Source organism: Bradyrhizobium sp. LjRoot220, from assembly GCF_964252915.1.
In the GTDB taxonomy this organism is placed as follows: domain Bacteria; phylum Pseudomonadota; class Alphaproteobacteria; order Rhizobiales; family Xanthobacteraceae; genus Bradyrhizobium.
Window position 1 is genome coordinate 147,743 of sequence record NZ_CAXUPS020000007.1, and the last position, 23,918, is coordinate 171,660.

Annotated in this window: 23 protein-coding genes and 1 tRNA gene; 9 read left to right on the forward strand and 15 right to left on the reverse strand. The window is 62.5% G+C overall.

The genetic code is table 11. The features are described 5' to 3' along the window. Positions 1-7 precede the first annotated feature (7 nt). The gene (locus tag ACSQ84_RS26395) at positions 8-3,634 is read right to left on the reverse strand and encodes a PAS domain S-box protein (protein ID WP_436214643.1); all 3,627 of its coding nucleotides are present in this window, start codon (positions 3,632-3,634) and stop codon (positions 8-10) included. Positions 3,635-3,988: 354 nt separating this feature from the next. Here ACSQ84_RS26395 and ACSQ84_RS26400 point away from each other — a divergent pair, with 354 nt between their 5' ends. The 3 genes from ACSQ84_RS26400 (at position 3,989) to ACSQ84_RS26410 (ending at position 5,542) form a co-directional block, all read left to right on the forward strand. Next, a complete protein-coding gene (locus tag ACSQ84_RS26400; RefSeq protein ID WP_436214644.1) occupies positions 3,989-4,366 on the forward strand; it encodes a phasin family protein in 378 nt (125 codons plus the stop codon). A 438-nt stretch (positions 4,367-4,804) separates the two neighbouring features. Further along, positions 4,805-5,239 (forward strand): phasin, encoded by a 435-nt coding sequence (locus ACSQ84_RS26405; RefSeq protein ID WP_436214645.1) that lies wholly within the window; start codon positions 4,805-4,807, stop codon positions 5,237-5,239. A 225-nt stretch (positions 5,240-5,464) separates the two neighbouring features. Next, positions 5,465-5,542, forward strand: a tRNA-His gene (locus tag ACSQ84_RS26410). Between the two features lie 48 nt (positions 5,543-5,590). Here ACSQ84_RS26410 and ACSQ84_RS26415 read toward each other — a convergent pair. After that, on the reverse strand, positions 5,591-6,277 hold the full coding sequence (locus ACSQ84_RS26415; RefSeq protein WP_436214646.1) for a hypothetical protein: 687 nt from the start codon (positions 6,275-6,277) through the stop codon (positions 5,591-5,593). 302 nt (positions 6,278-6,579) lie between these two features. Here ACSQ84_RS26415 and ACSQ84_RS26420 point away from each other — a divergent pair, with 302 nt between their 5' ends. From ACSQ84_RS26420 to ACSQ84_RS26430, 3 genes are all read left to right on the forward strand, one after another. Beyond that, positions 6,580-6,951, forward strand: a complete 372-nt coding sequence (locus ACSQ84_RS26420) for a hypothetical protein (RefSeq protein ID WP_436214647.1) — start codon at positions 6,580-6,582, stop codon at positions 6,949-6,951. Between the two features lie 114 nt (positions 6,952-7,065). Further along, entirely contained in the window at positions 7,066-7,359 is a 294-nt protein-coding gene (locus ACSQ84_RS26425) for a hypothetical protein (RefSeq protein WP_436214873.1), read from the forward strand. Positions 7,360-7,550: 191 nt separating this feature from the next. Continuing rightward, positions 7,551-8,231, forward strand: coding sequence for a ParA family protein (locus tag ACSQ84_RS26430; RefSeq protein WP_212442090.1), 681 nt, complete (start codon positions 7,551-7,553; stop codon positions 8,229-8,231). A gap of 173 nt (positions 8,232-8,404) precedes the next feature. Here ACSQ84_RS26430 and ACSQ84_RS26435 read toward each other — a convergent pair whose 3' ends face one another. The 5 genes from ACSQ84_RS26435 to trxB form a co-directional block, all read right to left on the reverse strand. Beyond that, positions 8,405-8,539: a hypothetical protein gene (locus ACSQ84_RS26435; protein ID WP_436214648.1), complete on the reverse strand. Its 135-nt coding sequence runs from the start codon at positions 8,537-8,539 to the stop codon at positions 8,405-8,407. Positions 8,540-8,670: 131 nt separating this feature from the next. Continuing rightward, entirely contained in the window at positions 8,671-8,820 is a 150-nt protein-coding gene (locus ACSQ84_RS26440) for a hypothetical protein (RefSeq protein ID WP_436214649.1), read from the reverse strand. 379 nt (positions 8,821-9,199) lie between these two features. Beyond that, complete coding sequence (gene dapA / locus ACSQ84_RS26445; protein ID WP_436214650.1) at positions 9,200-10,120, reverse strand: 4-hydroxy-tetrahydrodipicolinate synthase; 921 nt, start codon at positions 10,118-10,120, stop codon at positions 9,200-9,202. Between the two features lie 706 nt (positions 10,121-10,826). Further along, positions 10,827-11,720: a LysR family transcriptional regulator gene (locus tag ACSQ84_RS26450; protein WP_436214651.1), complete on the reverse strand. Its 894-nt coding sequence runs from the start codon at positions 11,718-11,720 to the stop codon at positions 10,827-10,829. 32 nt (positions 11,721-11,752) lie between these two features. Next, on the reverse strand, positions 11,753-12,718 hold the full coding sequence (gene trxB, locus ACSQ84_RS26455; RefSeq protein WP_436214652.1) for a thioredoxin-disulfide reductase: 966 nt from the start codon (positions 12,716-12,718) through the stop codon (positions 11,753-11,755). Between the two features lie 312 nt (positions 12,719-13,030). Between trxB and ACSQ84_RS26460 the strand changes: the two genes are divergently transcribed. Continuing rightward, positions 13,031-13,510: an Lrp/AsnC family transcriptional regulator gene (locus ACSQ84_RS26460; RefSeq protein WP_436214653.1), complete on the forward strand. Its 480-nt coding sequence runs from the start codon at positions 13,031-13,033 to the stop codon at positions 13,508-13,510. Positions 13,511-13,675: 165 nt separating this feature from the next. Here ACSQ84_RS26460 and ACSQ84_RS26465 read toward each other — a convergent pair whose 3' ends face one another. The 5 genes from ACSQ84_RS26465 to ACSQ84_RS26485 form a co-directional block, all read right to left on the reverse strand. Then, positions 13,676-14,101: a DoxX family protein gene (locus ACSQ84_RS26465; protein WP_436214654.1), complete on the reverse strand. Its 426-nt coding sequence runs from the start codon at positions 14,099-14,101 to the stop codon at positions 13,676-13,678. A 370-nt stretch (positions 14,102-14,471) separates the two neighbouring features. Then, a complete protein-coding gene (locus ACSQ84_RS26470; RefSeq protein ID WP_436214655.1) occupies positions 14,472-14,741 on the reverse strand; it encodes a hypothetical protein in 270 nt (89 codons plus the stop codon). A 78-nt stretch (positions 14,742-14,819) separates the two neighbouring features. Further along, positions 14,820-15,296: a transcription elongation factor GreA gene (greA, locus tag ACSQ84_RS26475; protein ID WP_436214656.1), complete on the reverse strand. Its 477-nt coding sequence runs from the start codon at positions 15,294-15,296 to the stop codon at positions 14,820-14,822. Between the two features lie 218 nt (positions 15,297-15,514). Continuing rightward, complete coding sequence (gene carB / locus ACSQ84_RS26480; RefSeq protein ID WP_436214657.1) at positions 15,515-18,844, reverse strand: carbamoyl-phosphate synthase large subunit; 3,330 nt, start codon at positions 18,842-18,844, stop codon at positions 15,515-15,517. Positions 18,845-19,327: 483 nt separating this feature from the next. After that, positions 19,328-20,029, reverse strand: coding sequence for a class I SAM-dependent methyltransferase (locus tag ACSQ84_RS26485; RefSeq protein WP_436214658.1), 702 nt, complete (start codon positions 20,027-20,029; stop codon positions 19,328-19,330). Between the two features lie 124 nt (positions 20,030-20,153). On the opposite strand from ACSQ84_RS26485, the gene ACSQ84_RS26490 reads away from it, so the two are divergent. Both ACSQ84_RS26490 and ACSQ84_RS26495 read left to right on the forward strand, forming a co-directional pair. Then, positions 20,154-20,684 (forward strand): Dps family protein, encoded by a 531-nt coding sequence (locus ACSQ84_RS26490; RefSeq protein WP_436214659.1) that lies wholly within the window; start codon positions 20,154-20,156, stop codon positions 20,682-20,684. A 106-nt stretch (positions 20,685-20,790) separates the two neighbouring features. Further along, entirely contained in the window at positions 20,791-21,186 is a 396-nt protein-coding gene (locus ACSQ84_RS26495) for a VOC family protein (protein WP_436214660.1), read from the forward strand. Positions 21,187-21,189: 3 nt separating this feature from the next. Here the strand turns inward: ACSQ84_RS26495 and ACSQ84_RS26500 are convergent, their stop codons facing one another. The 3 genes from ACSQ84_RS26500 to carA form a co-directional block, all read right to left on the reverse strand. Then, complete coding sequence (locus ACSQ84_RS26500) at positions 21,190-21,711, reverse strand: hypothetical protein (RefSeq protein ID WP_436214661.1); 522 nt, start codon at positions 21,709-21,711, stop codon at positions 21,190-21,192. A 142-nt stretch (positions 21,712-21,853) separates the two neighbouring features. Beyond that, positions 21,854-22,348 carry a PaaI family thioesterase gene (locus ACSQ84_RS26505; RefSeq protein ID WP_436214662.1) on the reverse strand — a complete coding sequence of 165 codons (495 nt, stop codon included), beginning with the start codon at positions 22,346-22,348 and terminating at the stop codon, positions 21,854-21,856. A gap of 340 nt (positions 22,349-22,688) precedes the next feature. Next, positions 22,689-23,876, reverse strand: coding sequence for a glutamine-hydrolyzing carbamoyl-phosphate synthase small subunit (gene carA, locus ACSQ84_RS26510; RefSeq protein WP_436214663.1), 1,188 nt, complete (start codon positions 23,874-23,876; stop codon positions 22,689-22,691). Positions 23,877-23,918 lie beyond the last annotated feature (42 nt).

Below are 23,918 nucleotides of genomic sequence, written 5' to 3' on the forward strand. Positions count from 1 at the left end.
TCGCCGGTCAGGCCTGCGTCACCGCGTGCGAAAACACCACCTCGATCAGCGTGCCCGAACGCGCGCCGGTCTTGATCTGGAATCGGGCGCGGTTGGCCTCGACCAGCGCTTTGGTCAGCGACAGGCTGACGCCGGCGCCGTCGGAGGCCTGATCGGACGGTGCCGGGGTGCGGAACGGCTCGAGGGCCGCGGCGACTTCATTGTCGTTGAGGCCGTGCCCGGTATCGCGGACCCGCAGCATCACTTCGCCGAAATCGGATAACGCCGTGGAGACGATGACCTGGCCGCCGGCATTGGCGAGATGAATCGAATTGCCGATCAGGTTCAGCGTGATCTGGCGCAGCGCGCGCGCGTCGGCGACAACCGGCGGCAGCGTGTGCGCCAGCGAGGTGCGGATGATGATGCGTTCGCGGTTGGCCTGCGGCTGCATCACAGCGACGCAACTTTCGACCAGTTCGTTGAGGTTCTGGTTGGTGAAGGACAGATCGAGCTTGCCGGTCTCGATGCGCGACAAATCGAGCAGGTCGTTGACGATCGAGATCACCCGTTCGCCGGAAGCGCGGATGTCCTTCATGTATTCGACATAGCGTTCATTGCCGAGCGCGCCGAAACGTTCCCCGATCATCACTTCGGCAAAGCCGATGATGGCGTTGAGCGGCGTGCGCACCTCGTGGCTGATGCGGGCCAGCACGTCGGCCTTGGCGTTGGCGGCGCGATCGGCCAGCCGGCGGGCTTCGCGCAGTTCGTTCTCGCTCTGCTTGGCCTGCGACAGGTCGCGGAACACCGCAAAGAAATTCGGACCGCCGGCCCGCGTCCGCCCCATGGTCATCGACAGCGGAATGAGGCCGCCCTTGCTCTCGCGCCCCAGCGTCTCGCGGCCATGGTCGAGCAGGCTGGCGACGCCCTCGGATTTGATGCTGGCGAGATAGTCGAACACCTGGTGCTGGCTTTCCGGCGCGAACAGGTCCGCCAGATTGCGCCGCGCCAGGTCTTCGCCGTCATAGCCGAACAGCGCTTCGGCGCTGCGATTGACCGAGCTGATATTGCCCTCGGCATCGAACATCACGATGCCTTCGGCCGTGGTGTCGAGGATGGCGCCGAGTTCTTCGGCATCGGCGTGGCCCGCCGGCAATGGTTCGGGCACCTCAGGCTCGGCAGCCGGCGGTTCGGCAACCGGCACAGCTTCCGAGATCGCAGCGGCCACGGCAGCCGCTTGGTGGCGCACGCCCGAGAAGATCAGGGCGAGGGCGGAATCGCCGTCCCATGAAATCGTGTAGAGGCGCGCGTCGGTCGCCGCCGGTGGCGTCGATGCCGGCCCTTCGGAGCCATGTTCCAAATCCTGTTCCGCATGGTGCGGCTGGCTCGCGGAGATCATCACCGGCGTGCCGGTGTCGGACGTCGAGGGCGCGCTGGAGACGCCGGGTTCGACATAGAGCGCATCGAGGCCGCCGGCATCCTCCAACGCATGCAGGCTCGGATAGCCGATCTGCGTGAGGAAGGCGGGATTGGCGTAGAGCAGCCGGTCGAGCCGGTAGATCAGAACGCCGATCGGCAGCAGGTCGAGCAGCGCCTTGTCGCGCCTGCTTTCGCCGCGCGCCGGCGGCTCGGAGGGTGCCAGCCATTCCGGCTGCACCGGGGCATCGCTCGCGGCTTCGCTCAGGGTTTCCTGGGAATCCGATGCGGTGTTCTCGGCCACGGTTTCATCGAGGCCGGTCACGGCTTGGGTCGTCTCGGGCCCCATCTCGGTCTCGAGCCGTGCCGACAACTGCCGCGCCAGTTCGTTGAATGCGCTGTTTTCGACCGGCGTCAGCGATGGCGGCTTGGTGTCGCCAGGGGGACGGAACGGCAAGACGTTCATCGGCGTTTCCGCCTGCACTTCTGCCAGAGTATCCTTTGGGGTATCCACTGCGGCATCCAGATCGGTTGGGTGTGAAGTCTCGGAAACCATCGGTTCGGGCAATTCCGTAAACGGCGGCGACGCGACACTGGTCTCGATGACAAATTCCGCGGGCGGGTCTTCTGCCGCGGTCGGCTCCGCGGTCAAGTTCTCGCTCAAGTTCCCGCGCAAATCTTCCTGTAAATTTTCCTGCGGCAACGCCTGCTGAGGCGCGCCCCCAGCGGTCGGGTCCTGCGCGGGCAGCTCCGCCCCGACCGAATCCGACGCAGGACCTGCCTGAACGATATCAGCCGAGCGCGGTTCCGGCGCCGCCGGTGCCGGTGCTCCACCGAAGAATTCGTAGCGGCGCAAGGCGGCCAGCCGCGCCAGGCCGCCGAGATCGCGGCAAACACCGAAGCCGCGATAGCCGGCAAAGTTCCTTTGCTGATCGAAGATCGGCAGGCCCGACAATTCGACCGGCAGCCGCGCGCCGCCATCGACCGGCCAGTTTAGCGTAACGCCGCTCCAGGTCTGACGCGTGGCAAACGCTTTCATCACGCGGCCTTCGGGATCGAGCCCGAAGGCGTCCGCGATCTCGCTCCATAACCGGCCGAAGCGTGCGGTGGTGTGCGGGCCGATCAGCCGGGTGAATTCATCGGCGCCGAGCGTGAAGCGGCCTTCCGGGTCCATCTGCCACATGAAGCGCAACGGAAGCCGCCGCGCATGTGGCGACGGCTCGTCGAACCAGGACGGCGCCTTGAGGGAGTCGGCGGCGATCGGCGCCGGCTGACTTTCGGCGGGCGGGGGCGCAATTTCGTCGGCGGCCGCTTCAACGCCAAGCAAAGGTTCGTCCTGCAATGCGGCGGGTGATTTGCAGTTGGACGGCCCGGCCGCGGCGACCGGCCCGGCTTCGGGCGCTATCGGCGGCTCTTCCAACGCATCGAACAGCGCCAATCCGGCGAGCGCTTCGCCCGTCGGCGTCGGTTGCGGCTGTCGGTGTTCGGGCAGAAGTTCTGCCGCGACTGCCGCGGCGGGGGGCTCGACCGGCTCGGGCGATTTTTCTTTCGGCGGCACCGGTGCGATGGGCTCCGCGGCTGCGGCCTGCGCGGCATCCGGCACGATCAGCGCGACGAGGCTGATGTCGGCGCCGGTGCCAACGCGTTGCAGTACGATGCGCGCGTTGTCGATCGCGGTTGTGACGGCGCCCTGTTTCAGTGCGTCCTGACGCGCATCGTCGAGACCGGCCTCGACCAGATGATGAAAGCCGGGCAGACCACGCGCCGCGTCGCTGGCGCCGATCAGCATGCCGTCGCGGGTAAACGACGCGACCGGCATCGCGAGGTCTTCGACCAGGCGCTGCAGCCGTTCGAGCAGCGGCATGGGGCGGCCTGAGATATTGCCGGCGGCAACCAAAATGCCATGGCTGCCATCGGGCAGATCGAGCCGCGAACAGCCGCAGGTCGCGAGCATGCCGGGTGCAGCGCCAAAACCTTGCAGCCGCTCCAGGCGGACCGCGCCGTTCGCGAGCAGGCGGCCTGCGAGCCGCGCGATCTGCCGCCGATGCGGATCGGCCGGCCCGAACATCCTTTTCGCCAGCGCGGTGCTGCTGGCCGTGCCGAACATGCGCGCGCCGACCGGATTGGCCCACAGAATCCGCGTGCCGTCGCTCGACCACAGCCACGCGGCCAGGGCGCTCGTCGCGTGCACCGCCAGCCGCGGATCGCCGAGCGCCTGCATCTGGAATTCCGCATTATTCATCAGCGCGACATGACCGTGGATGTGGGCCCTTTGTTCGAGGTTGATGTTCCGAATCGATCGTCAAACGCCGACGGCCCCGTGTGGACCGCCAGTATCGCAAGCGAGCGGCGGCAGGTCCACGGCCCGGCGCTGCGGGCGGTATCCTAAGCCGCGATAACCTTAATCCGGCTGAACCGAACCGGGCTCTGCGGCGTTGAGCCGGTTGCAAAAGACCGCCAGAGGTTCACGATGTGAACCGGTGGGGCCACGGGCCCAAGGTCCACGATCCGGAACCGGCGGACGCGTCATACCGGTGAGGTCTTTTAGCGATATCTGGACGCGTGCCAAGAACCCAGCCAGCACAGGAGTGCGACCATGAGCGAAGATGGCCGTTTCGAGATTCCAAAGGAAATGCGATCGATGGCGGAGGCGAGCTTCGAACAGGCCCGCCAGACCTTCGAGAAATTCCTCTCCTCCGCGCACGAGGCCGCGGGCTCGATCGAGGAGCGCGGCGCTGCCGCGCGCACCAACGCCAAGGAAATCGGCAGCAAGGCGGTCGCGTTTGCTGAAAAGAACGTGCAGACCTCGCTCGATTACGCGCAATCGCTGCTGAAGGCCAAGGATCTGACCGAGGTGATGCGGCTGCACAGCGAGTATGTGCAGGGCCAGATGCGTGCGCTGGCGGAGCAGGCCAGTGAGATGGGCCAGATCGTCAGCCGCGCCGCGATGGATGCGGCGAAGCCCAAGACCTGAAGCCCAAGACCTGAAGCCCAAGACCTGAAGCCCAAGACCTGAAGCCCAAGACCTGAAGCCCAAGACCTGAAGGACGCTGAAAGGCACATGCTTCGAAGGCCGCCGCCTCGCTCTACCCTGAGGCCTTCGAACTCATAAAATACAGCCAATGCGGGAAATGAAAAATTCAGCCAATGCGGGTAATGTATGTCGCAGTGCACATAGGATTGCTTTGCGTTGCACAAATTTGACATGATATGGGTGTTTATTGGGCATGCCCATCGACGGGCATTCCCCAATACCGGAGCCTGATCAATCCGGAATATGTACCGGTTATCCGAAAAGATGGGGCTCACACAAGCAGAGGCCGCGTGATCCAGTACGGCGCTACCGGCGTTTTCGCCGTTGGCGTTCGCAAGGGATCACCATCATTCATCCCGTTGCGAAGGAACCATGCGAATGACCAGTTCGACCGATCCGTTCTCCGCCTCCATCATTCCGTTCGAAGTCCCCGAGCAGGTGCGTGCGTTCGCCGAAAAGGGCGTTTCGCAGGCGCGCGACAACTACGCCAAGTTCAAGGATGTGGCCGAGACCCATAATGGCACCATGGAAGCCGTGTTCACCACGGCCAGCAAGGGTGCCAGCGCCTATTCGGCCAAGATGCTCGAGTTCTTCAAGGCCAACACCACTTCCTCACTCGACTTCGCGCAGGAACTGCTCAGCGTGAAGACGCCGTCAGCGGCCATGGAGTTGTGGACCACACACGCCCGCAAGCAATTCGAGACGTTGTCGGCCCAAGCCAAGGAACTCGCCGAACTCAGCCAGAAGGTTGCGACCGAAACCGTCGAGCCGATCAAGGCTTCGGCTGCAAAGTACCATCAGCCGGCCGCCTGAGCGCGCATTGACGATCAAAAAAGCCCGGGCGGGTCAGCCCGGGCTTTTTTATGTCCCGGGCCGGTCTTTCGCTGGGGTGGGCCCATTATGCCCCGAAGCACATGAACTTTGTCCGCCCCCGAAACGACTGATAATCGGGTGGCTGGTGGCCTTGCCAAAGCGGGGCGTTGCACCTAGTTTCCCGCCCATTCGCGCCCCCCTTTTTTCAGGGGGCTCGTACAGGATGCAGTTGTAGCTCAGTCTGGTTAGAGCGCCTGTCTGTGGAACAGGAGGTCGGTGGTTCGAGCCCACCCAACTGTACCAACCCTCTCGCTGGATATTTCCAGAGACGATCGGGCTGGTTTCGCCGGGTCAGACCGGCACACCCTTCACCTGATGGCCGATCCAGTTGAACAGCCGCGATGCGGTCACGGCAGCCAACACCGTCGCCAGGAACTCGAGCGGGCTGTCGAATGCAATTCTGACTGCGCTCCACCAGGCGGGCAGATCCTCGAAATCGCTGATCAAGCCGACCGTCAGAAGACCAGCCAATGCCGGCAGCAGCGCAATCAAAAAGCTTTTCACGATCAACCAGCTTCGGCCCTTGGTATCCGCCCAAGCATTGCGCAGCGAGGCGCCGGACGCATCGACCGCGATCGCCGGAAAAAGAATGACCATCCGCACCAGGAGGACGATGACGACCACCGCGGCTGCGATGGTCGCGATTGCATCGGCGTCCTCGAACGGCGTGATCAGGCCCGCCAGGTAAGGCGGCAGGGTGATGAGCGCCCACAGGACAACGGTCCATCCGAGCAATCGCTGAAAGCGCGGGGCGAATATCGCAAAATCGTAGCCGGAAGTGGCTTCGCCCAGGATCAGCAGGCGATAGATTGCGATCTCAAGCGGCAGAAGCAGGATGGTCTTGATCGCATCGAGCCCTTCCCGGAGCACCGGGTTGTCAGCTATCGCCGGCGCAACAAACCCCAAAATCCCCACGACGAGATAGATCAAGAGGCCGACCAGGGAGAGGAATCGCAGCCGAACAAACACATCGGCCACGCCATTCCGCATTGAACGGAAAATGGCCCGGGAGGATAGGTCAGGTTGGGTCGCCAACGGTTTATCCTTCGCTACTGGTCGCGGCAGGTTATGGGGCTAGCCGGCCTTTCGGAAAAGGCCGTTCCGTTGCCGCGGTCGCCAATTGCGCAGGTCCACCGACAATTCGCTGCCTGCATCACCCATCAAGGCGGTGAAATCAGCTGTCGTCGCGGCACTTGCGCTGTGGTGTGTTGTCGACCCCTGCTTGCCAATCCCGGGCGGTTCACCCACAATTCGCGGAATCATTTGCCCTCGGGGGATTCATGGCGATTTTTCGGATCAGCAATTTCGGGTTTGGTTTGATGTTGGCGACGGCGCTTGCGTTTTCACTGCCGGCTTCGGGGCAGGGTTACACCCCAGAACAGGAACAGGCCTGCACCGGCGACGCTTTCCGGCTTTGCAGTTCCGAAATCCCCAATGTCGAGCGCGTCACCGCCTGCATGGTGGCCAGGAAGTCTCAGCTTTCGCCGCCCTGCCGCGCGCATTTCAGGTCAGGCCCCGAACCGAGCCAGGCCAGTTCAGCGCCGGCCGGCAAGCCAGTGGCGCTCAGGCCGGCGACCCCGCGCAAATCCGCAGCCAAGGCGCGCAAGCCCGCGGCCAAGCCCAAGAAGCCGGCAAAACCGGCCTCAACCTGAGCTTCGCGTGCCATTTCAAGCCCCCTTCGCGCGACAGACTGACGCCTTGTGGCGCGCAGCCGGCATCAACATCTCCCCGGCAAGAGGAGAGATCAATTGAGCAAAGAATCCCAGATGGAGCTCGACCGGCATTTTGCCTGGTTCGAGGGCAAGCTGCCGGCTGGCCCGGCGAGATTCGTCGGTTGGCTGCGCAAGCCGTCGTCGCGTTTCGTCAGGATTCCGATGGCCATCCTGCTGATCCTCGGCGGCATTTTCAGCATCTTGCCGGTGCTTGGACTCTGGATGCTGCCGCTCGGACTCCTTTTGTTCGCGCAGGATGTCCCGTTTCTGCAGACGCCGATGGCGCGGATGCTCGGATGGATCGAGCGCAAGTGGATCGAACGACAGCGCACAAAAAGCATGCGCTGAATCGATCAAGCCACTCTGACGATTCTATTTTTTCGATTCCATCATGGGTTGCGCTGCCGCACGCAGTGTGACTCAAAAAGCAACCTTGTTGGCCAATCCGTGGCTTCTTGACGATTGCCAGCAAATTTATCTTTCACGAATCAGCGCGCTGATTCATTTTCGGCTTCTGGGGTCAATCTGGAGGCCAAGGTATGAACGTCATAGTTTTTGCTTCGCGTAAGGGGGGCTCGGGAAAAAGTACCCTGGCTGCTCACATTGCTGCGCATGTCCACAAGTCGACCAAGCCCTGTTTGATGGTTGATGCCGATCCGCAGGGATCGCTTACTCTCTGGCACAAGTTGCGTGGAACGAACGAGCCGCCGATCAAGGCTGCGGTGAATTCCGTCAGCGGAATTATCGCCGCCGCCAAGCGCGACGGTATCGAATGGGTATTCATCGACACGCCGCCGAATCTTTCGGCTGTCGTCGACGACGCCATCAAGAACGCCACGATGGTGATCATTCCGGCGCGGCCCGGCGTGTTCGACGTCAATGCCGTGCAGGAAACCATTCAGACCTGCCGTGCGGCGCGCAAGCCCTACGCGGTCGTCATCAACGGCGCCCCCGCGAGCCGGGACGGCGTCGAAAGCCGCATCGTCACCATCGCGCGTGAGGCATTGGTCAAGTTCCGCGCGCCGGTGTGGAGCGGTCAGATCACCAACCGTGCCGATCTGTTGCTGGCGCTCGGTAACGGCGAGGGCGCCCGCGAATATTATGCGGAAGGCCGCGCTGCCGCGGAGATCAGCCGGCTGTGGGCGGCGATCGAGCGTTCGATCAAGGCCATCCGCGGCAATGCGTCGGCTTCCGGCGCCATGCACAAGCAAGCGGCGTAACAACGCCGCTCACGAACTTACAAAGACGCGCGGGACTCCGCGCGTTTTTCTTTTTTGTATGTCGTCATTCCGGGGCGATGCGCAGCATCGAACCCGGAATCTCGAGATTCCCCGATGCGCAATTGCGCATCTGAGGTCTGGTGCTGCGCACCATCCCGGAATGACGAAAGAAGTTACGCCACCATCAGCATATAGAATACGACGACCGGCGACATGGTCAGGATCACCGACCAGATGCCGACCGCCCAAAGAACGTCCTCGGTCGTAAAGCCCTGCTGATCAGGGTGAGTATTGCCTTCGATTTCCACGACGCGCCCCGCGTTTTTTCCGTTGCGACGAGCTTGATACGTGACCGCTTTTAAAATCCCGGTCGCAATTTCGCTCGCATTTGACCGCAGGTGCTACCGCCGATTAACCACGGCTGCCGCTGCGTTTTCCATCAAGCCGTCAGCAGGCGCCATGTCATGACCGGCGCAAAGCCGATCAGCGCCGCCCACAAAGCGAACGACGAGATCAGCAAAACGTCCTGCATTCTCTGGACCCGTTCGCAGATCGGATATTTCCTGTCGTGCATGGTGTGGCCGGTCATTGCAGTCCCCCCGTTTTTCTCAATGAGGACATCAATACGCCCTTGATTTTAAAGTTGCGGGCGGGGCTTTACGCGATTTTGAAGCGCCGCCGTCACCAACCGTTAACCAGCGCTTCGGAAGATGACGTTCAGGCGGGGAACATGCGGCGGTCGGCCAGCGCGGCCGCGGCCGGGCGCGGTTAACATCGCGCCAATACGGTCATGCAATTTCACCCGCGGGCGTCCACGTCATTGGAAGATATTCCGGTCACTATATGCGCCTCCGCATCCGAGCCGGTGTGGAGCGACAGAAAAGCCGTCGCCGCGGTCTCACGCGTGCGGCGGCTTTTTTGTGCGCAATGATGCTCACAGAGGCGATGGATCCGGCTGCGGCGCTTCGCTACGCCCGCCGCAACACCGGTGGCGCGCGCCGCGCGCGCTCGGCCTCCAGCCGCGCCGCGAGCTCGGTGCTGACTTCCACCATCGGCAGCCGGACCTCGGCGCTGTCGATTAGCCCGCTCTGCGCCAGCCAGTATTTGGCCGGCGCCGGACTCGGCTCGGCGAACAACAGCCGCGTCAGTTCGGAAACATTGTCCCAGCAGGCCTGCGCGCCGTCGCGGTCGCCCTGCTGCATCAGCGTCCGGACGGAGGCGAAGGCTTCGGTCTCCAGATGCGCCGACAACAGGATGGCGCCGTCGGCGCCGTCGACCAGCGCCTCGTGATAATGCGCATCCTCGCCGGTCAACACGCGAAAGCCTTTCGGCCGCCGCGCCAGGAAGTCGATCGACTGGGCGCGGTCGGCAGAGCAATCCTTGATGCCGACGATGTTTGGATGGCCGGCGAGCTGCAGCAGGGTCTCGTTGGTGAGATTGACCGCGGTGCGGTACGGGATGTTGTAGAGCACGATCGGCCACGAGGCGTGATCGGCGAGCGTCGTGAAGTGCGCCAGCAGGCCGCGCTGCGACGGCCGCGTGTAATAGGGGCTTGCGATCAGATAGCCGTCGATCGGCCAGGCGGCGGTCTCGTCCAGCGCATCCAGCATCTTGCCTGTGCTGGCGCCGGAGAGGCCGAGGCAGATCGGAATATAGCGCCCGCTGTCCGGGATCTCGGCCCGGGTCGCCGACACCAGGCGCTCAAGCTCGTCGAGGCCGAGCGTCATGCCCTCGCCCGAGGTGGCGGCGAGGATCAATCCGTCGACCGGGCTATTGGCATAATGCCTGACCATGCGGCGCAGCGAAGGCTCGTCGAGTTCGCCGTTGCGAAACGGCGTGACGAGCGGCAGCCACAGGCCCTGTAATCGGTGTTGCAGATCGGTAGGCATGGTTCCATCTCCTCGGAGGCTTTTGCCGGAGACGGGACACATAAAAAAACCCCGTCCAGACGGCGGGGTTTCGGGATCGGCTTGGCGGTTGATCTATCGCGCGCGTCGATCTCGGGTCCCCGGAAGGGGACCTTTTTTCGACGACAGAGCTGCGCACGAATTCGTGATCATGTGTCGATGATGATGGGACCGCCGTGCATTGTCAATCCGCGCACGGTTGATGACGGGTTTGTTGAGGATGAAAAATCTGAGGCCGGCGAATCTAAAGCTGAAATCACCTGCAGCTGAAATCACCTGGAGCTGAAATCATCTGCAAATCAAAGGATTTGGAGAAGAAAAAAAGCCGGGCCCAAGAAGAGCCCGGCTTAAGGTATTGGCCACGTGAGGCCGACACAATCACCTTCCAAGAGGGATTACTGAGCGCCCGCGCCACTGGAGGAGGGGGACATATGCGCGACACGATCGCTCAGCGTGTATGCACTATGATCCTCATCGGCGGCTTGCGTAAAGCGTTCAAGCCGCATGTCTGACATGCGGAGACCGGGGGCTTTATAAGGGCGACTAATTCGCAGAGCAGGATGAGGAAACGTCACCGCGCCCAGAGCGCTTGCGAGCGGAGCGAAGCGGCTACCGGTTCGCGTCAAGAACACGCGTCAAAACAAGAATCTAGAGCATCGGTTTTGATTCAATCAGAACCGATCATGTTCTAGGACGGCCAGCGTTGCGCCTTGCTCACCACGAAATCGCGGAACACCTGCACCCGCGCCACCGTCTTCAACTCTTCGGGATAAACAAAATAGGTGTCGATCTGGATCGAGTCGGTCTCGCCGAACAGCTGCACCAGACGGTTGTTCTCCTCGACCAGATAGTCGGGCAGGGCGGCGATGCCGAGCCCCTGCTGACAGGCCCTGACAAGACCCAGGATGTTGTTGACCTTGAAATAGGCCTCGCGCGGACCCGAGCCGTTGCGGCCGGCGTCGATCAGCCAGCTGCGGTTCTGCAGATGCGGCGGCACCTGCGCATCGCCGAGCATGATGATGCGATGCGAGTCGAGGTCGTCGAGCGTGCGCGGCGTGCCGAAGCGCTTGATGTATTCCGGCGAGCAATAGGCATGGAAGCCGATCGAGAACAGCTTGCGCTGGATCAGATCCGGCTGGGTCGGCTTGCGGGTCCGGATCGCGACATCGGCCTCGCGCATCGACAGATCGAGATCCTCGTCGGTGACGATCAGCGAGATGCGGATGTCCGGATAGAGGCCGGTGAACTCGTCGAGCCGCGGGATCAGCCAGTTGATGCCGAGCGCCGGCGGCGTGGTGATCTTGAGATCGCCTGACGGCCGCTCGCGGCTGTCGGTGAGCTTGGCGCGCGCGGCCTGCAACTGCATGAACACGTCATGCGCGGTGCGGAACAACAGGTCGCCCTGTTCGGTGAGGATCAGCCCGCGCGCATGGCGATGGAACAGCGACACCGCAAGCTCCTGCTCCAGCGCCGAGACTTGCCGCGATACCGCCGATTGCGAAAGCCCGAGTTGCTCGCCGGCATGGGTGAAGCTGCCCGCTTCAGCCGCCGCGTGAAACACCTTCAGCTTGTCCCAATCCATGTCCGTAAATCCGTCCCGTGTTCGACGCGTTCTCATTCTGCGGCCGCGCGATCACTCGCTCGCAGAGCGAGAAAACGTTCGGCCTCGAGGGCCGCCATACAGCCAAGGCCGGCGGCCGTCACCGCCTGCCGCCAGGTTTCGTCGGCGACGTCGCCGGCGGCAAACAGGCCGGGAATCGAAGTCGCGGTCGAGTTCGGCGCCACTTCGACATAGCCGGAGGGTTTGAGCTTGACCTGGCCGGCGACGAGTTCGGTTGCGGGCGCATGGCCGATGGCGATGAAGACGCCGTCCGCGGGCACCTCCTTCAGCGCACCGGTCTTGACGTTTTTCAGGCGCACGTGGGTGACCTTGCCCGGATTTTCGGTGCCGCAGATTTCGTCGAGCGCGCTGTCCCAGATCACCTTGATCTTCGGGTTCTTGAACAGGCGGTCCTGCAGGATGCGCTCGGCGCGGAAATGATTGCGGCGATGCACGATTGTGACTTGCGAGGCGAAGTTGGTGAGGAACAGCGCTTCCTCGACCGCGGTGTTGCCGCCGCCGACCACCATGACTTCCTTGCCGCGATAGAAGAAGCCGTCGCAAGTCGCGCAGGCCGAGACGCCAAAGCCCTTGAACTTCTCTTCCGACGGCAGGCCGAGCCAGCGCGCCTGCGCGCCGGTGGCAAGGACCACGGTTTCGGCGAGATAGACCTCGCCGCTGTCGCAGGTCAGGCGGAACGGCCGCTGCGTGGTGTCGAGCTTGGTGACGAGATCGGTGACGAGCTTGGTGCCGACATGGGCGGCTTGCTTTTCCATCTGCTCCATCAGCCACGGACCCTGGATCACATCGGCAAAGCCTGGATAGTTTTCCACGTCGGTGGTGATGGTGAGCTGGCCGCCGGGCTGGATGCCCTGGATCAGCACCGGTTCAAGCATCGCCCGCGCTGCGTAGATCGCTGCGGTGTACCCGGCAGGGCCGGAACCGATAATGACGACCTTGGCATGGATAGGCGCAGGCATCGGCAGATCCCTCTCTTTGGAGGATTTTGATGAGGACGTGTGCAAGGAAGCGCCGGGAAAAGCGTCGCGCGGCGCTAAAAGTGTCAAATCCGAGTTTATGATATCTGGGTAGCTATGCAAGAATTGCAATTCAAATAAGCGAATTTTCCCCGCAAGTGAGGCATTTTTCACGGAAACCGCACAAATGGCGCAGTGCACGCGCAATAAAATTGCGCAAGCGCTGGCAGCTGCGCTAAGAGTGTTACCGATAATACCCTCCAAACCAGCCCGTCCCCAGACAACCTCAGGGAACCCCAAAAGGAACCGGACCGCGTGTCGAAGAATCTCGACGAAATCGACCTTAGAATTCTTTCCGAAATCCAGGCCGATGGCCGAATCACCAACGTCGAACTGGCCAAACGGGTTGGCATTTCGCCGCCGCCCTGCCTGCGCCGGGTGCGGACGCTGGAGGAAGAAGGCTACATCCAGGGCTACCGCGGACTATTGGATCCGCGCCGGCTCGGCTTCGACGTCACCGTGTTCGCCTCCGTGCACCTGTCGAGCCAGGCCGAAGCCGACCTGCGCGCGTTCGAGGAATTTGTCCGCGCCGAGCCGCTGGTGCGCGAGTGCTGGATGCTGTCGGGGGAAGTGGATTTCATCCTGAAATGCGTGGCGCCCGACATGGCGACGTTCCAGGATTTCGTCACCCACCTGACGTCGGCGCCCCATGTGCGCAATGTCAGGACGTCGCTGGTGCTGCACAATTCGAAATACGAGGCGGCGGTGCCGCTGGACGTCAAGGTGGCGGGATAAGCGGGCTTATCGCCCCCCGCCATTGCGAGCCACCGGGTCGCGCGAACGCGACCCCGACAGGCGAAGCAATCCATCGATCCGGAGAAAGAATGGGTTGCTTCGTCGCAATCGCACCCGGCGCAAACGCTTTGCGTTTGTCGCAGGCAATGACGAATGAAAGAGACGTTACGTCTTCTTCCGCATCATGGCGTCGAGGCTGATCGGTCCACCGCCAGAGGTCGACAGATAAAGGCAGGCGAAACAGAACAGGATCGCGAGCGTGCCGCCGTTGATCAGCGGATAAAAGCCCCTCGGCGCATGACCGATGAAATAAGCAAAGGCCATCTCGCCGGCAAGAATGAAGGCGACGGGCCGCGTGAACAGTCCGAGCAGCAAAAGAGCTCCCAGAATCAATTCAAGCGCACCGGCGGCTCCGGGTAGCGACATCAATTCCACCTTGTTGAGAAAGGCGGAAGCATTGCCTTGCGGAATTTGCGGAAACTTCAGAATCTTCGCGACGCCGAATTGAAACAGCAGCAAGCCGGTGATGAAGCGAAACAGGCTCAGTGCCGTCGGCTGAAATTTCGCAAGCATTCTGTCGAACTGGTCCATCGTATATCCCCCAAAATTAAGACGCGCTAATTGGTAACGTGTCGCGGGCTTCTAGAAAAGCGCGCGGCTTCCCGAATCCGATGACGTTTTGGCGAGCGGCAAGGGAATAATACGGGCCGCTGAGTATTTGCTGCGTTGCGTGCATGGTTACTTCAAGGTGACCTCGCGCCGCGGCACTGGAGCGCAGCTCACTTGGTCCCAGATCAATGTACCCCGATCGGGTGGCCTCATGGTTCGAGACGCGCGGCGTTGCCGCGCGCCTCACCATGAGGATTTTGGACCTCCCGCGTGACGTGAGCTCATCGCTGAATGAGCGCGTCTTCGCCGCGTCTCGAAGGATGAAGCACCGAACCGGGAAAGCCTGCACTGCCTACTGCGCGCCGACGCAGCGGACGGCTTTGGGCTGACAGGCAAAGCCGATGTTGGAGCACACCGCCGGTTCATCCCTGGCGCCGCGCGTGCAGTTGACGCAGTCGTCGGTCCAGCGGCTGCAATTCGGTGGACCGGTCTGGATCGAGACGTCCTTGGGGGCGATGCGCGGCGGCACCGGAATCTCGGCCGCAGTGGCGGCGTGACAACCGCCAATGAGAAGCATCAGTGTGAGAGCTAGCTGCGCAACGACAATATGATTTCGTTGCATGCCGTCTTCCTCAAGGCGATGAACCCACCTCCGGTCCGGACCGGCGGGCAAACGCCCGCCGAGCCAATCCAGCTCAGTCTACCGAAATTCGACCTTGGTGATCTCGTAGGCCTTGGCGCCGCCGGGAGCCACGACCTCGACGGTCGTGCCCTTCTTCTTGCCGATCAGCGCGCGGGCCAGCGGCGAGGTGATGGAGATGCGGCCCTTCTTGGCATCGGCTTCCGGCTCGCCGACGATTTGCCACACCGCCTTCTTCTCGGTGTCCTCGTCGACCAGCGTCACCGTCGCACCGAACATGATGGTGTCGCCGGAGAGCTTCGAGATGTCGATGATGTCGGCGCGCGCGAGCTTGTCTTCGATCTCGGCGATGCGGCCTTCATTATGCGACTGCTCTTCCTTGGCGGCGTGATATTCCGCGTTCTCCGAAAGGTCGCCATGCGAGCGCGCCTCGGCGATATGCTCGATGATCCGCGGACGATCCACCGACTGGCGCTGCTTCAACTCGACTTCGAGGGCGGCATAGCCGCCAGCGGTCATGGGAACCTTTTCCATCATCTCTTCCGTCCTTCGCTCGTGCGGGCCGCTCAAGAGGTTGCGCGCACGAAGCACTCTTTTCGATTTCGATTCGGGGCTTTGCGAGCCCGAAAGCGGGCTCGTCGGCCTATTAATTTCGGCCCCGTCAGGGGCCGATACAAACATCCGACGAGCGGTGGGTTCCAGCCATACTGGCTTTGTTGCCAATCGTTTAGCGGGCAATTCGGCCCGGCGAACGATCAGTTTTCGGAAAAGTAACTCTGCAGCGTGCGGACCTCAAGGTCTCCGCCCAGATAGGCGCGAATGCCCTGTGCGGCCGCCACGGCACCCGAAAGAGTGGTGTAATATGGCACTTTATGCAAGAGGGCAGCCCGACGCAACGAACGGCTGTCGGCCAGCGCCTGCGGCCCTTCGGTGGTGTTGAAGACGAGCTGGATGTCGCCATTGGTGATGGCGTCGACGATATGCGGCCGGCCCTCCAGCACCTTGTTCACTTTTTCGGTCGGGACGCCAGAATCGGTGAGGAAGCGCTGGGTGCCCGATGTGGCCATCACCTTGAAGCCGAGCGAGTGCAGCAGCCGCACGGCGTCCGCGATGCGGGTCTTGTCGCTCTCGCGCACCGAGACGAACACCGTGCCCTTGCGCGGCACGCGGGTGCCGCCGCCGAGCTGGCTCTTGGCGAAGGCGACTTCGAATGAGCTGTCGATGCCCATCACCTCGCCGGTCGATCGCATCTCCGGACCGAGCACCGTATCGACGCCGGGAAAACGCGCGAACGGGAATACCGATTCCTTGACGCCGACATGGCCGAGCTTGCGCTTCTTCAGGTTGAAGTCCGCGAGCTTCTCGCCGGCCATGATTCTTGCGGCGATCTTCGCCACCGGCGTGCCGACCACCTTGGCGACAAACGGCACGGTGCGCGACGCCCGCGGGTTGACCTCGAGCACATAGATGTCGCCATCCTTGATGGCGTATTGCACGTTCATCAGGCCGACCACATCGAGGCCGAGCGCGAGTTCGCGGGTCTGCCGTTCGAGTTCGCCGATCATCGCGGCATCCAGCGAATGCGGCGGCAGCGAACAGGCGGAATCGCCGGAGTGAATGCCGGCCTCCTCGATATGCTCCATGATGCCGACGACGAAGGTGTCCTTGCCATCGCACAGGCAGTCGACGTCGATCTCGGTGGCGTCGGAAAGATAGCGGTCGAACAACAGCGGGTTGGTGCCCAGCACCGTATTGATCTGGCCGGTCTTGTCGTTGGGATAGCGCGCCTTGACGTCACCCGGCACCAACTCGGGCAGCGTGCCGAGCAGATAGTCGTTGAGTTGATTCTCCTCGCGGATGATCTGCATCGCGCGGCCGCCCAGCACATAGGACGGACGCACCACCAGCGGCAGGCCGAGATCGGCCGCCACCAGCCGCGCCTGCTCGACCGAATAGGCGATGCCATTCTTGGGCTGCTTCAGCCGCAGCTTGTCGAGCACGCGCTTGAAGCGATCGCGGTCTTCGGCCAGATCGATGGCGTCGGGCGAGGTGCCGAGGATCGGCACATCGGCAGCTTCCAGCGCGCGCGCCAGTTTGAGCGGGGTCTGGCCGCCGAACTGCACGATCACGCCGTGGAGCGTGCCGTTGCTGCGTTCGGTGGCAATGATTTCCAGCACGTCTTCGGCGGTGAGCGGCTCGAAGTACAGTCTATCCGCGGTGTCGTAGTCGGTCGACACGGTTTCCGGATTGCAGTTGATCATGATGGTCTCGTAGCCGGCGTCATGCAGCGCAAAGCAGGCGTGGCAGCAGCAATAGTCGAACTCGATGCCCTGGCCGATGCGGTTCGGTCCGCCGCCGAGGATGATGACCTTCTTCTTGTCGGACGGCGCGCTCTCATCGGCCAAATTACCGGCAAACGGCGATTCATAGGTCGAATACATGTAGGCGGTGGGCGAGGCGAACTCCGCGGCGCAGGTGTCGATGCGCTTGAACACCGGACGCACGCCGAGCGCGTGGCGCTTCGCGGTCACATTGGCCTCGGTGGCTTCTGCAAGCACGGCGAGCCGTGCGTCGGAAAAGCCCATCGCTTTCAAGGTCCGCATGCCGAATGCGTTGCCGGGCAGGCCGTTGGCCTTGATCTTGGCTTCCATCTCGACGATGCCGCGCATCTCGGCGAGGAACCAGGGATCGATCTTGCAGGAATTGAAGATCTCTTCGTTGGACCAGCCGAGCCGCATCGCCTGGGCTACCTGCAGGATGCGATTCGGCGTCGGCGTGCCCAGGGCGGCGCGGACCGCGTTCTTGTCGTCGCCGCGGCCGAGGTCCTCGATTTCGATTTCGTCGAGGCCGGTCAGGCCGGTCTCGAGCCCGCGCAGCGCCTTTTGCAGGCTCTCCTGGAAGGTGCGGCCGATCGCCATCACTTCGCCGACCGACTTCATCGACGTCGTCAAGGTGTGGGAGGCGCCGGGAAACTTCTCGAACGCAAAACGGGGGATCTTGGTGACGACGTAGTCGATGGTAGGCTCGAACGAGGCCGGCGTCGCGCCGCCGGTGATGTCGTTGCCGATTTCATCCAGCGTATAGCCGACCGCGAGCTTGGCGGCGACTTTTGCGATCGGAAAGCCGGTGGCCTTCGAAGCCAGTGCCGACGAGCGCGACACGCGCGGATTCATCTCGATCACGACCATGCGGCCGTCGGCCGGATTGACGCCGAACTGGACGTTGGAGCCGCCGGTCTCGACCCCGATCTCGCGCAGCACCGCCAGCGAGGCGTCGCGCATGATCTGGTATTCCTTGTCGGTCAGCGTCAGCGCAGGGGCCACGGTGATGGAATCGCCGGTATGCACGCCCATCGGATCGAGGTTCTCGATCGAGCAGATGATGATGCAGTTATCCTTCTTGTCGCGCACCACCTCCATTTCGAATTCTTTCCAGCCGAGAACGGATTCCTCGATCAGTACCTCGGAGGTCGGTGAGGCATCGATGCCGCGTTCGACGATCTCGATGAATTCTGCCTTGGTGTAGGCGATGCCGCCGCCAGTGCCGCCCATGGTGAAGGAGGGACGGATCAGGGCCGGGAAGTCGATCACGTCGAGCGCGCGCAGCGCGTCCGGCAGCGTCTTCACCTGGACCGAGCGCGGCGTCTCCAGCCCGATCTTGGTCATCGCCTCGCGAAAACGCTGGCGGTCCTCGGCCTTGTCGATCGCATCTGCGGTGGCGCCGATCATCTCGACGTCGAATTTCTCCAGCGTGCCCTGCTTGCGCAGCGAGAGCGCGCAATTCAGCGCAGTCTGGCCACCCATGGTCGGCAGCAGCGCGAAGCCGCCGGGAATGACGTAGCGCTCTTTCTCGATGATCTTGGCGACGATTTCGGGCGTGATCGGCTCGATATAGGTGGCGTCGGCCAATTCCGGGTCGGTCATGATCGTCGCCGGATTGGAATTGACCAGGACGATCCGAAAACCCTCTTCCTTCAGCGTCTTCACCGCCTGGGTGCCCGAATAGTCGAATTCGCAGGCCTGGCCGATCACGATGGGACCGGCGCCGATGATCAGGATGGTGGAGATGTCGGTTCTTTTGGGCATCAGGTCTCGCGGACTGGAATTTGGGCACAAAAAAAGGGCGCGCCTGCTGCGCGTCCCCTAAGCCAAGAGCGCGGGTTACCCTCGCGCGCGGGTGGTCTTTAGACCAGATTTTGCACCCGCGAAACCCCCAAAAACGGGCCATCAACCGGCATTTTCGGGGAGTTTGGCCTTCTGCTTGGTGAGGTAGGAAAGGCTGGCCGAGGCCCGACCCCAGTCCGTCTACGCTTTCGCCGCGCTCAAGCTACGCCGGACACGGTCCGACCTGATGTCTCCGCGTGGCTGCGCCACGCGTAGCCCGTCAGGGCGAAGCGTGGAGGCCCGGCCTGGACTTGAACCAGGATAAAGAACGATGCACCGTTCTCGCGTCAACACTTCCGCCACCGGGCCGCAGTGATCATTACCGATCACGGGAGGGTGAGCCACGTTTACCTTTCATTAACCCTAACGGCCGGCCGCAGCGAACAAAGACCGTCAAAAAAGGCGCTACCTGGCCATGGGCAGGCGCGCCACGAAGGTCATCCGCCACGGATTGTGCCCGATATTGTTGGGGGCCCGCGAAGCGGAAAATCCGGCGCGGCCGAGTTTCGCGATCATCTCGCTCTCGCTGTAGCGCTGCAGGCCGACGCGGGTGCGCAATTGCCGGTAGTCCGACAGCGCGGTAGAGGCGAGGCCGTAGAGCGCGTCCATCAGGAAGCCGTGGGAGCTGGCGAATTTCAGCAGCGCCAGCACGTCCCTGGCCATTCCGACCTCGGGCCGCAGGATATCGCCCACCACCAGCCGCCCGCTCGGCTTCAACAGCCGGCGAATGACCGTGAACGCGGAATCCAGCTCTTCCTTCGTCATGTATTGCGCCACCGAATTCATGACGACGAGGTCGATCGACTGCGCGTTCATATTCCGCAGCTCGTCCAGCGAGCGGACGCGGATTTTGGTGTTCGGCGCAAAGCGCGCGATCAGCCGACCGCGCACGCCCGGGGCGGGTTCGGCGAGGTAGAGCTTTGCGCAGGCGTCCGCCACCTTGGCCGCCGACAACGCCTCGCCGCAGGCGTAGTCCAGCACGACGGCATCGGCGGATGGGATGTAGTCGATGATGTCACGCGCGATGATCTGGAAATGCAGGTCACGATGCAGCTTGCTCGCATAAATCGTATGCGTGGAATCGTAATAGTCGATCCATTCGTCCATCGGGGCTTACGTCCGGCAAAACAGGTGTTCCGGCACAGGAACCGCCGGGAAGATGCTGCGTTAGGGTGTTCGGCGGCCAAAGTCCATTGCCGCCGCGCCCGGTTTCCTAACAGGAAGGTTCAACGTGAGCAAAGCCGCCAAACCCGAAAAAGTGTCCCCCGATCTCGATACGCCCACCGATCTGCCGCAGGCCGCCGTGGACAAGATTTCGGCGTCGCTCAATGTGTTGCTGGCCGATGCCTTCGCGCTCTACATGAAGACCAAGAATTTCCACTGGCATGTGAGCGGCCGGCACTTCAACGACTATCATGTGATGCTCGATCAGCAGTCGGAAGCGATTTTCGCCACGACCGACCAGATCGCCGAACGGGTCCGCAAGCTCGGCGGCACCACGCTGCGCTCGATCGGAGAGATCGCAAAGTTGCAGACCATCCAGGACAATAACGAGAACTATGTGCCGCCGCGGGAAATGCTGCGCGAGCTGATGGAAGACAACAAGCACATGGCGGCGGCGATGCGCAAAGCCCACAAGCTCGCCGACGAACTTGAGGATTCCGGCACCGCTGGCCTGCTCGAACTGTTCATCGACGAGACCGAGCGCCGCACCTGGTTTTTGTTCGAAGCCAGCCGTCAGGAAGGCAGCAACGCGGCGTAACTGCCAGGTTGACCGTCGGCAAATCTGACGACGAAGCACCCCGGCTTGATTTCCGGCACGGCTTCGTCTTTCTTTGCGCTGATAACAGCAAAGAGATGCGCAACCGATGTCTCAGAAAATAAAGACCTTCCTGATGTTCGAAGGCAGCTGCGAACAGGCGATGAACTTCTATGTGTCGCTGTTCCCGAATGCCGCTGTCACCAGCATCAGCCGCTATGGCGCGGAGGGACCGGGAGCCGAAGGCTCGGTCATTAAAGCGACCTTTACCCTCAACGGTCAGACCTTCATGTGCATCGACAGCCCTGTAAAACACGGCTTCACGTTTACGCCTGCCATGTCATTGTTCGTCGACTGTGGCGACGAGGCCGAGATCGACGGCTTGTTCGCAAAGCTTTCCGACGGCGGCCAGATCATGATGCCGCTCGACGCCTATCCGTTCAGCCGCAGATTCGGCTGGGCGGCGGACCGTTTCGGCGTGTCGTGGCAGCTCAATCTGCCTTAGCCGTCACTTCCAAAGTTTCACGAGCGGACCGTTTTCTCCCAGCACCGGATCGGTCTTCGGCAGCTTCACTTGCGGAATCGTCTTCAGCGCCTTGGCGTGCGCTTCCTTTGTCGGCCGCACCAGATCCATCGGCGGGCCGGGCGGGTAAGCGCCAACGACGCAGAAATCAGTGCTCGAAGACAGGCATTGATGCCCGGTGCCGGCGGGCAGAATCGCGACGTCACCGGCGGCGATCGCAAGCTCCGCGCCGTTGTCGCCGCCGAAGCGCACGATGGCGTTGCCGCTGATAACGCCGAGCACTTCATGCACGGTGGCGTGGTAGTGCAGATAGTCGTAGACGCCGTTGCGCCACATCGCGCCCCAGCCGTTGGCGCCGAACAGGCCCTCGATGGTCTTTTCGGGGTGATCGTTATCGACGTCGACTGCACGCTTGTAGACCAGGAACGGCAGCTTGCTGTTCGGCACCAGCCCGTCATCGACGAAGTCGAAGGTGAGCGGCTGAAGGTCTTCGCTGACGACGGACATGATCGCGCTCCGAAATCGTAGGGTGGGCAAAGGCGCATCTGCGCCGTGCCCACCATTGCTACCAGAAGCAAGATGGTGGGCACGCTTTCGCTTTGCCCACCCTACGATATCAACCGCGGTCAGCGCCTCGCGTTCCCCTGGCTCATCCCTTCGGGATTTCGAACACCAGGCAGGTGGTGGTGGCATGCGCCAGCAGGCGGCCCTTGGAATCGGTGATGCGCGCCTCGGCCGTGGCCGCGCGTCGACCGACGCTGAGCGTGCGGCCTTCCGACTTCACCGGGCCGGTATCCTTGGTCATGCCCTTGATGAAGGAGATCTTGAATTCGAGCGTGGTGTAGCCGGTGCCGGCGGGCAGCGCAGTGTGGACGGCAAGGCCCATAGCGGAATCCAGCAGGATCGCGGCGTACCCGCCATGCACCGAGCCGATCGGGTTGTAGTGCCGGAAGCCCGGCACGCTGTGGAATGTCACCACGCCGTTCTCGGCGGTGGAATCGAACGGTTCGACATTCTCCATGATCGGCGGCGCCGGCAATTTGCCCTCGAAGATCGCGCGGACGAACTCGAGACCCGACATCGATGCCATCACGCTGGTCGGCGTCACGCCGTATTCGATCCTGGGGGTGGCGGAGGAGTCCATGGGAATTCCTGTGCGTTAAATGTCGGCTATAATATTATACCAGATAGCGCGACGGCGGGGCGTTCGTCACATGATATCTCGTCATGCCCCGGCGTCGATCCGGTCATGGATGGTATTTCGAGAAAGGATCGGATTGCCGCGAGCGCCGACGTCATCCCCGGACGAACGCACTTGCGTTCGCTCGGGAGGTGCGCTCGGCGGCGCAATTGCGCCGCTGGCTTGCGCGCCTCGAAGGATGCGCCGCGGGCTCGAACGTCTCATTCTTCGAGGCTCGCCGAAGAGGCGAGCACCTACGGTTGAACGCAATTGCGTTCATCCCGGGGATGACGCCTCGGGGATGCTACCGCTTGTTCGCCCGCATCAGATCGGCGAACCGCTTGAACAGATAATGCGAATCGCGCGGGCCGGGTGAGGCTTCCGGGTGGTACTGCACCGAGAACACCGGCTTGCCGTCGAGCTGGATGCCGCAATTGGAGCCGTCGAACAGCGAGACGTGGGTTTGGGTGGCGCCCTTGGGAAGCGTGTCCTGATCCACCGCAAAACCGTGGTTCATGGACGTGATCTCCACCTTGCCGGTGGTCTCGTCCTTGACCGGATGATTGGCGCCGTGATGGCCCTGATGCATCTTCTTGGTCTTGGCGCCGACGGCGAGGCCCAGCATCTGATGGCCGAGACAGATGCCGAAGGTCGGCGTCCCCGAATCGATCACCTGCTTGATGACAGGCACCGCATATTTGCCGGTCTCGGCGGGATCGCCGGGGCCGTTGGACAGAAACACGCCGTCCGGCTTCAACGCCAGGATGTCTTCGGCCGACGTCGTCGCCGGCACCACCGTGATCTTGCAGCCTTCACCGGCGAGCAGCCGCAGGATGTTGCGCTTGATGCCATAGTCGATCGCGACCACGTTGAATTCGGGCGCGGTCTGGCGGCCAAAACCCTTTTCCCAGCCCCATGGCGTCTCGTCCCAGGTGAAGCGCTGGCCGGACGTCACCATCGGCACCAGGTCCATGCCTTCGAGGCCCGGCCATTCGCGCGCTTCTTCCTTCAGGCCATGGAGGTCGAACTTGCCGTCTTTGGCGTGCGCAATCACGGCATTGGGCATGCCCTTGGAGCGGATCAGCGCGGTCAGCGCGCGGGTGTCGATGCCGGAAAGGCCGATGATGCCGCGCGCCTTCAGCCAGGCGTCGAGATGTTTTGCCGAGCGGTAGTTCGAGGGGGCGGTGATCGCAGTACGCAGGATCACGCCGCGCGCGCCCGGCGTCGCCGCCATGTTCACCGTCTCGATATCCTCGTCGTTGGTGCCGACATTGCCGATATGCGGGAAGGTGAAGGTGATGAGCTGCCCGGCATAGGAGGGATCGGTGAGGATCTCCTCATAACCGGTCATCGCGGTGTTGAAGCAGACTTCGCCGACCGCTTGGCCTTCCGCGCCGAGGCCAAAGCCTTCCAGCACGGTGCCGTCGGCGAGCACGAGGAGCGCGGTCGGTTTGAGGTCCGGCCAGGCTGACGAGTTTTCAGGTATTGTCATGAGCGCATTACATAGTCGCCACATCCTGCCGCGTGAACCCCA

What these genes read in the sequence shown, in the direction of transcription:
- ACSQ84_RS26395 (WP_436214643.1), bottom strand. Translation starts at nt 3,634, where the DNA reads ATGAATAATGCGGAATTCCAGATGCAGGCGCTCGGCGATCCGCGGCTG.
- ACSQ84_RS26400 (WP_436214644.1), top strand. Translation starts at nt 3,989, where the DNA reads ATGAGCGAAGATGGCCGTTTCGAGATTCCAAAGGAAATGCGATCGATG.
- ACSQ84_RS26405 (WP_436214645.1), top strand. Translation starts at nt 4,805, where the DNA reads ATGACCAGTTCGACCGATCCGTTCTCCGCCTCCATCATTCCGTTCGAA.
- ACSQ84_RS26420 (WP_436214647.1), top strand. Translation starts at nt 6,580, where the DNA reads ATGGCGATTTTTCGGATCAGCAATTTCGGGTTTGGTTTGATGTTGGCG.
- ACSQ84_RS26425 (WP_436214873.1), top strand. Translation starts at nt 7,066, where the DNA reads ATGGAGCTCGACCGGCATTTTGCCTGGTTCGAGGGCAAGCTGCCGGCT.
- ACSQ84_RS26430 (WP_212442090.1), top strand. Translation starts at nt 7,551, where the DNA reads ATGAACGTCATAGTTTTTGCTTCGCGTAAGGGGGGCTCGGGAAAAAGT.
- ACSQ84_RS26440 (WP_436214649.1), bottom strand. Translation starts at nt 8,820, where the DNA reads ATGACCGGCCACACCATGCACGACAGGAAATATCCGATCTGCGAACGG.
- dapA (WP_436214650.1), bottom strand. Translation starts at nt 10,120, where the DNA reads ATGCCTACCGATCTGCAACACCGATTACAGGGCCTGTGGCTGCCGCTC.
- ACSQ84_RS26450 (WP_436214651.1), bottom strand. Translation starts at nt 11,720, where the DNA reads ATGGATTGGGACAAGCTGAAGGTGTTTCACGCGGCGGCTGAAGCGGGC.
- trxB (WP_436214652.1), bottom strand. Translation starts at nt 12,718, where the DNA reads ATGCCTGCGCCTATCCATGCCAAGGTCGTCATTATCGGTTCCGGCCCT.
- ACSQ84_RS26465 (WP_436214654.1), bottom strand. Translation starts at nt 14,101, where the DNA reads ATGGACCAGTTCGACAGAATGCTTGCGAAATTTCAGCCGACGGCACTG.
- ACSQ84_RS26470 (WP_436214655.1), bottom strand. Translation starts at nt 14,741, where the DNA reads ATGCAACGAAATCATATTGTCGTTGCGCAGCTAGCTCTCACACTGATG.
- greA (WP_436214656.1), bottom strand. Translation starts at nt 15,296, where the DNA reads ATGATGGAAAAGGTTCCCATGACCGCTGGCGGCTATGCCGCCCTCGAA.
- carB (WP_436214657.1), bottom strand. Translation starts at nt 18,844, where the DNA reads ATGCCCAAAAGAACCGACATCTCCACCATCCTGATCATCGGCGCCGGT.
- ACSQ84_RS26485 (WP_436214658.1), bottom strand. Translation starts at nt 20,029, where the DNA reads ATGGACGAATGGATCGACTATTACGATTCCACGCATACGATTTATGCG.
- ACSQ84_RS26495 (WP_436214660.1), top strand. Translation starts at nt 20,791, where the DNA reads ATGTCTCAGAAAATAAAGACCTTCCTGATGTTCGAAGGCAGCTGCGAA.
- ACSQ84_RS26500 (WP_436214661.1), bottom strand. Translation starts at nt 21,711, where the DNA reads ATGTCCGTCGTCAGCGAAGACCTTCAGCCGCTCACCTTCGACTTCGTC.
- ACSQ84_RS26505 (WP_436214662.1), bottom strand. Translation starts at nt 22,348, where the DNA reads ATGGACTCCTCCGCCACCCCCAGGATCGAATACGGCGTGACGCCGACC.
- carA (WP_436214663.1), bottom strand. Translation starts at nt 23,876, where the DNA reads ATGACAATACCTGAAAACTCGTCAGCCTGGCCGGACCTCAAACCGACC.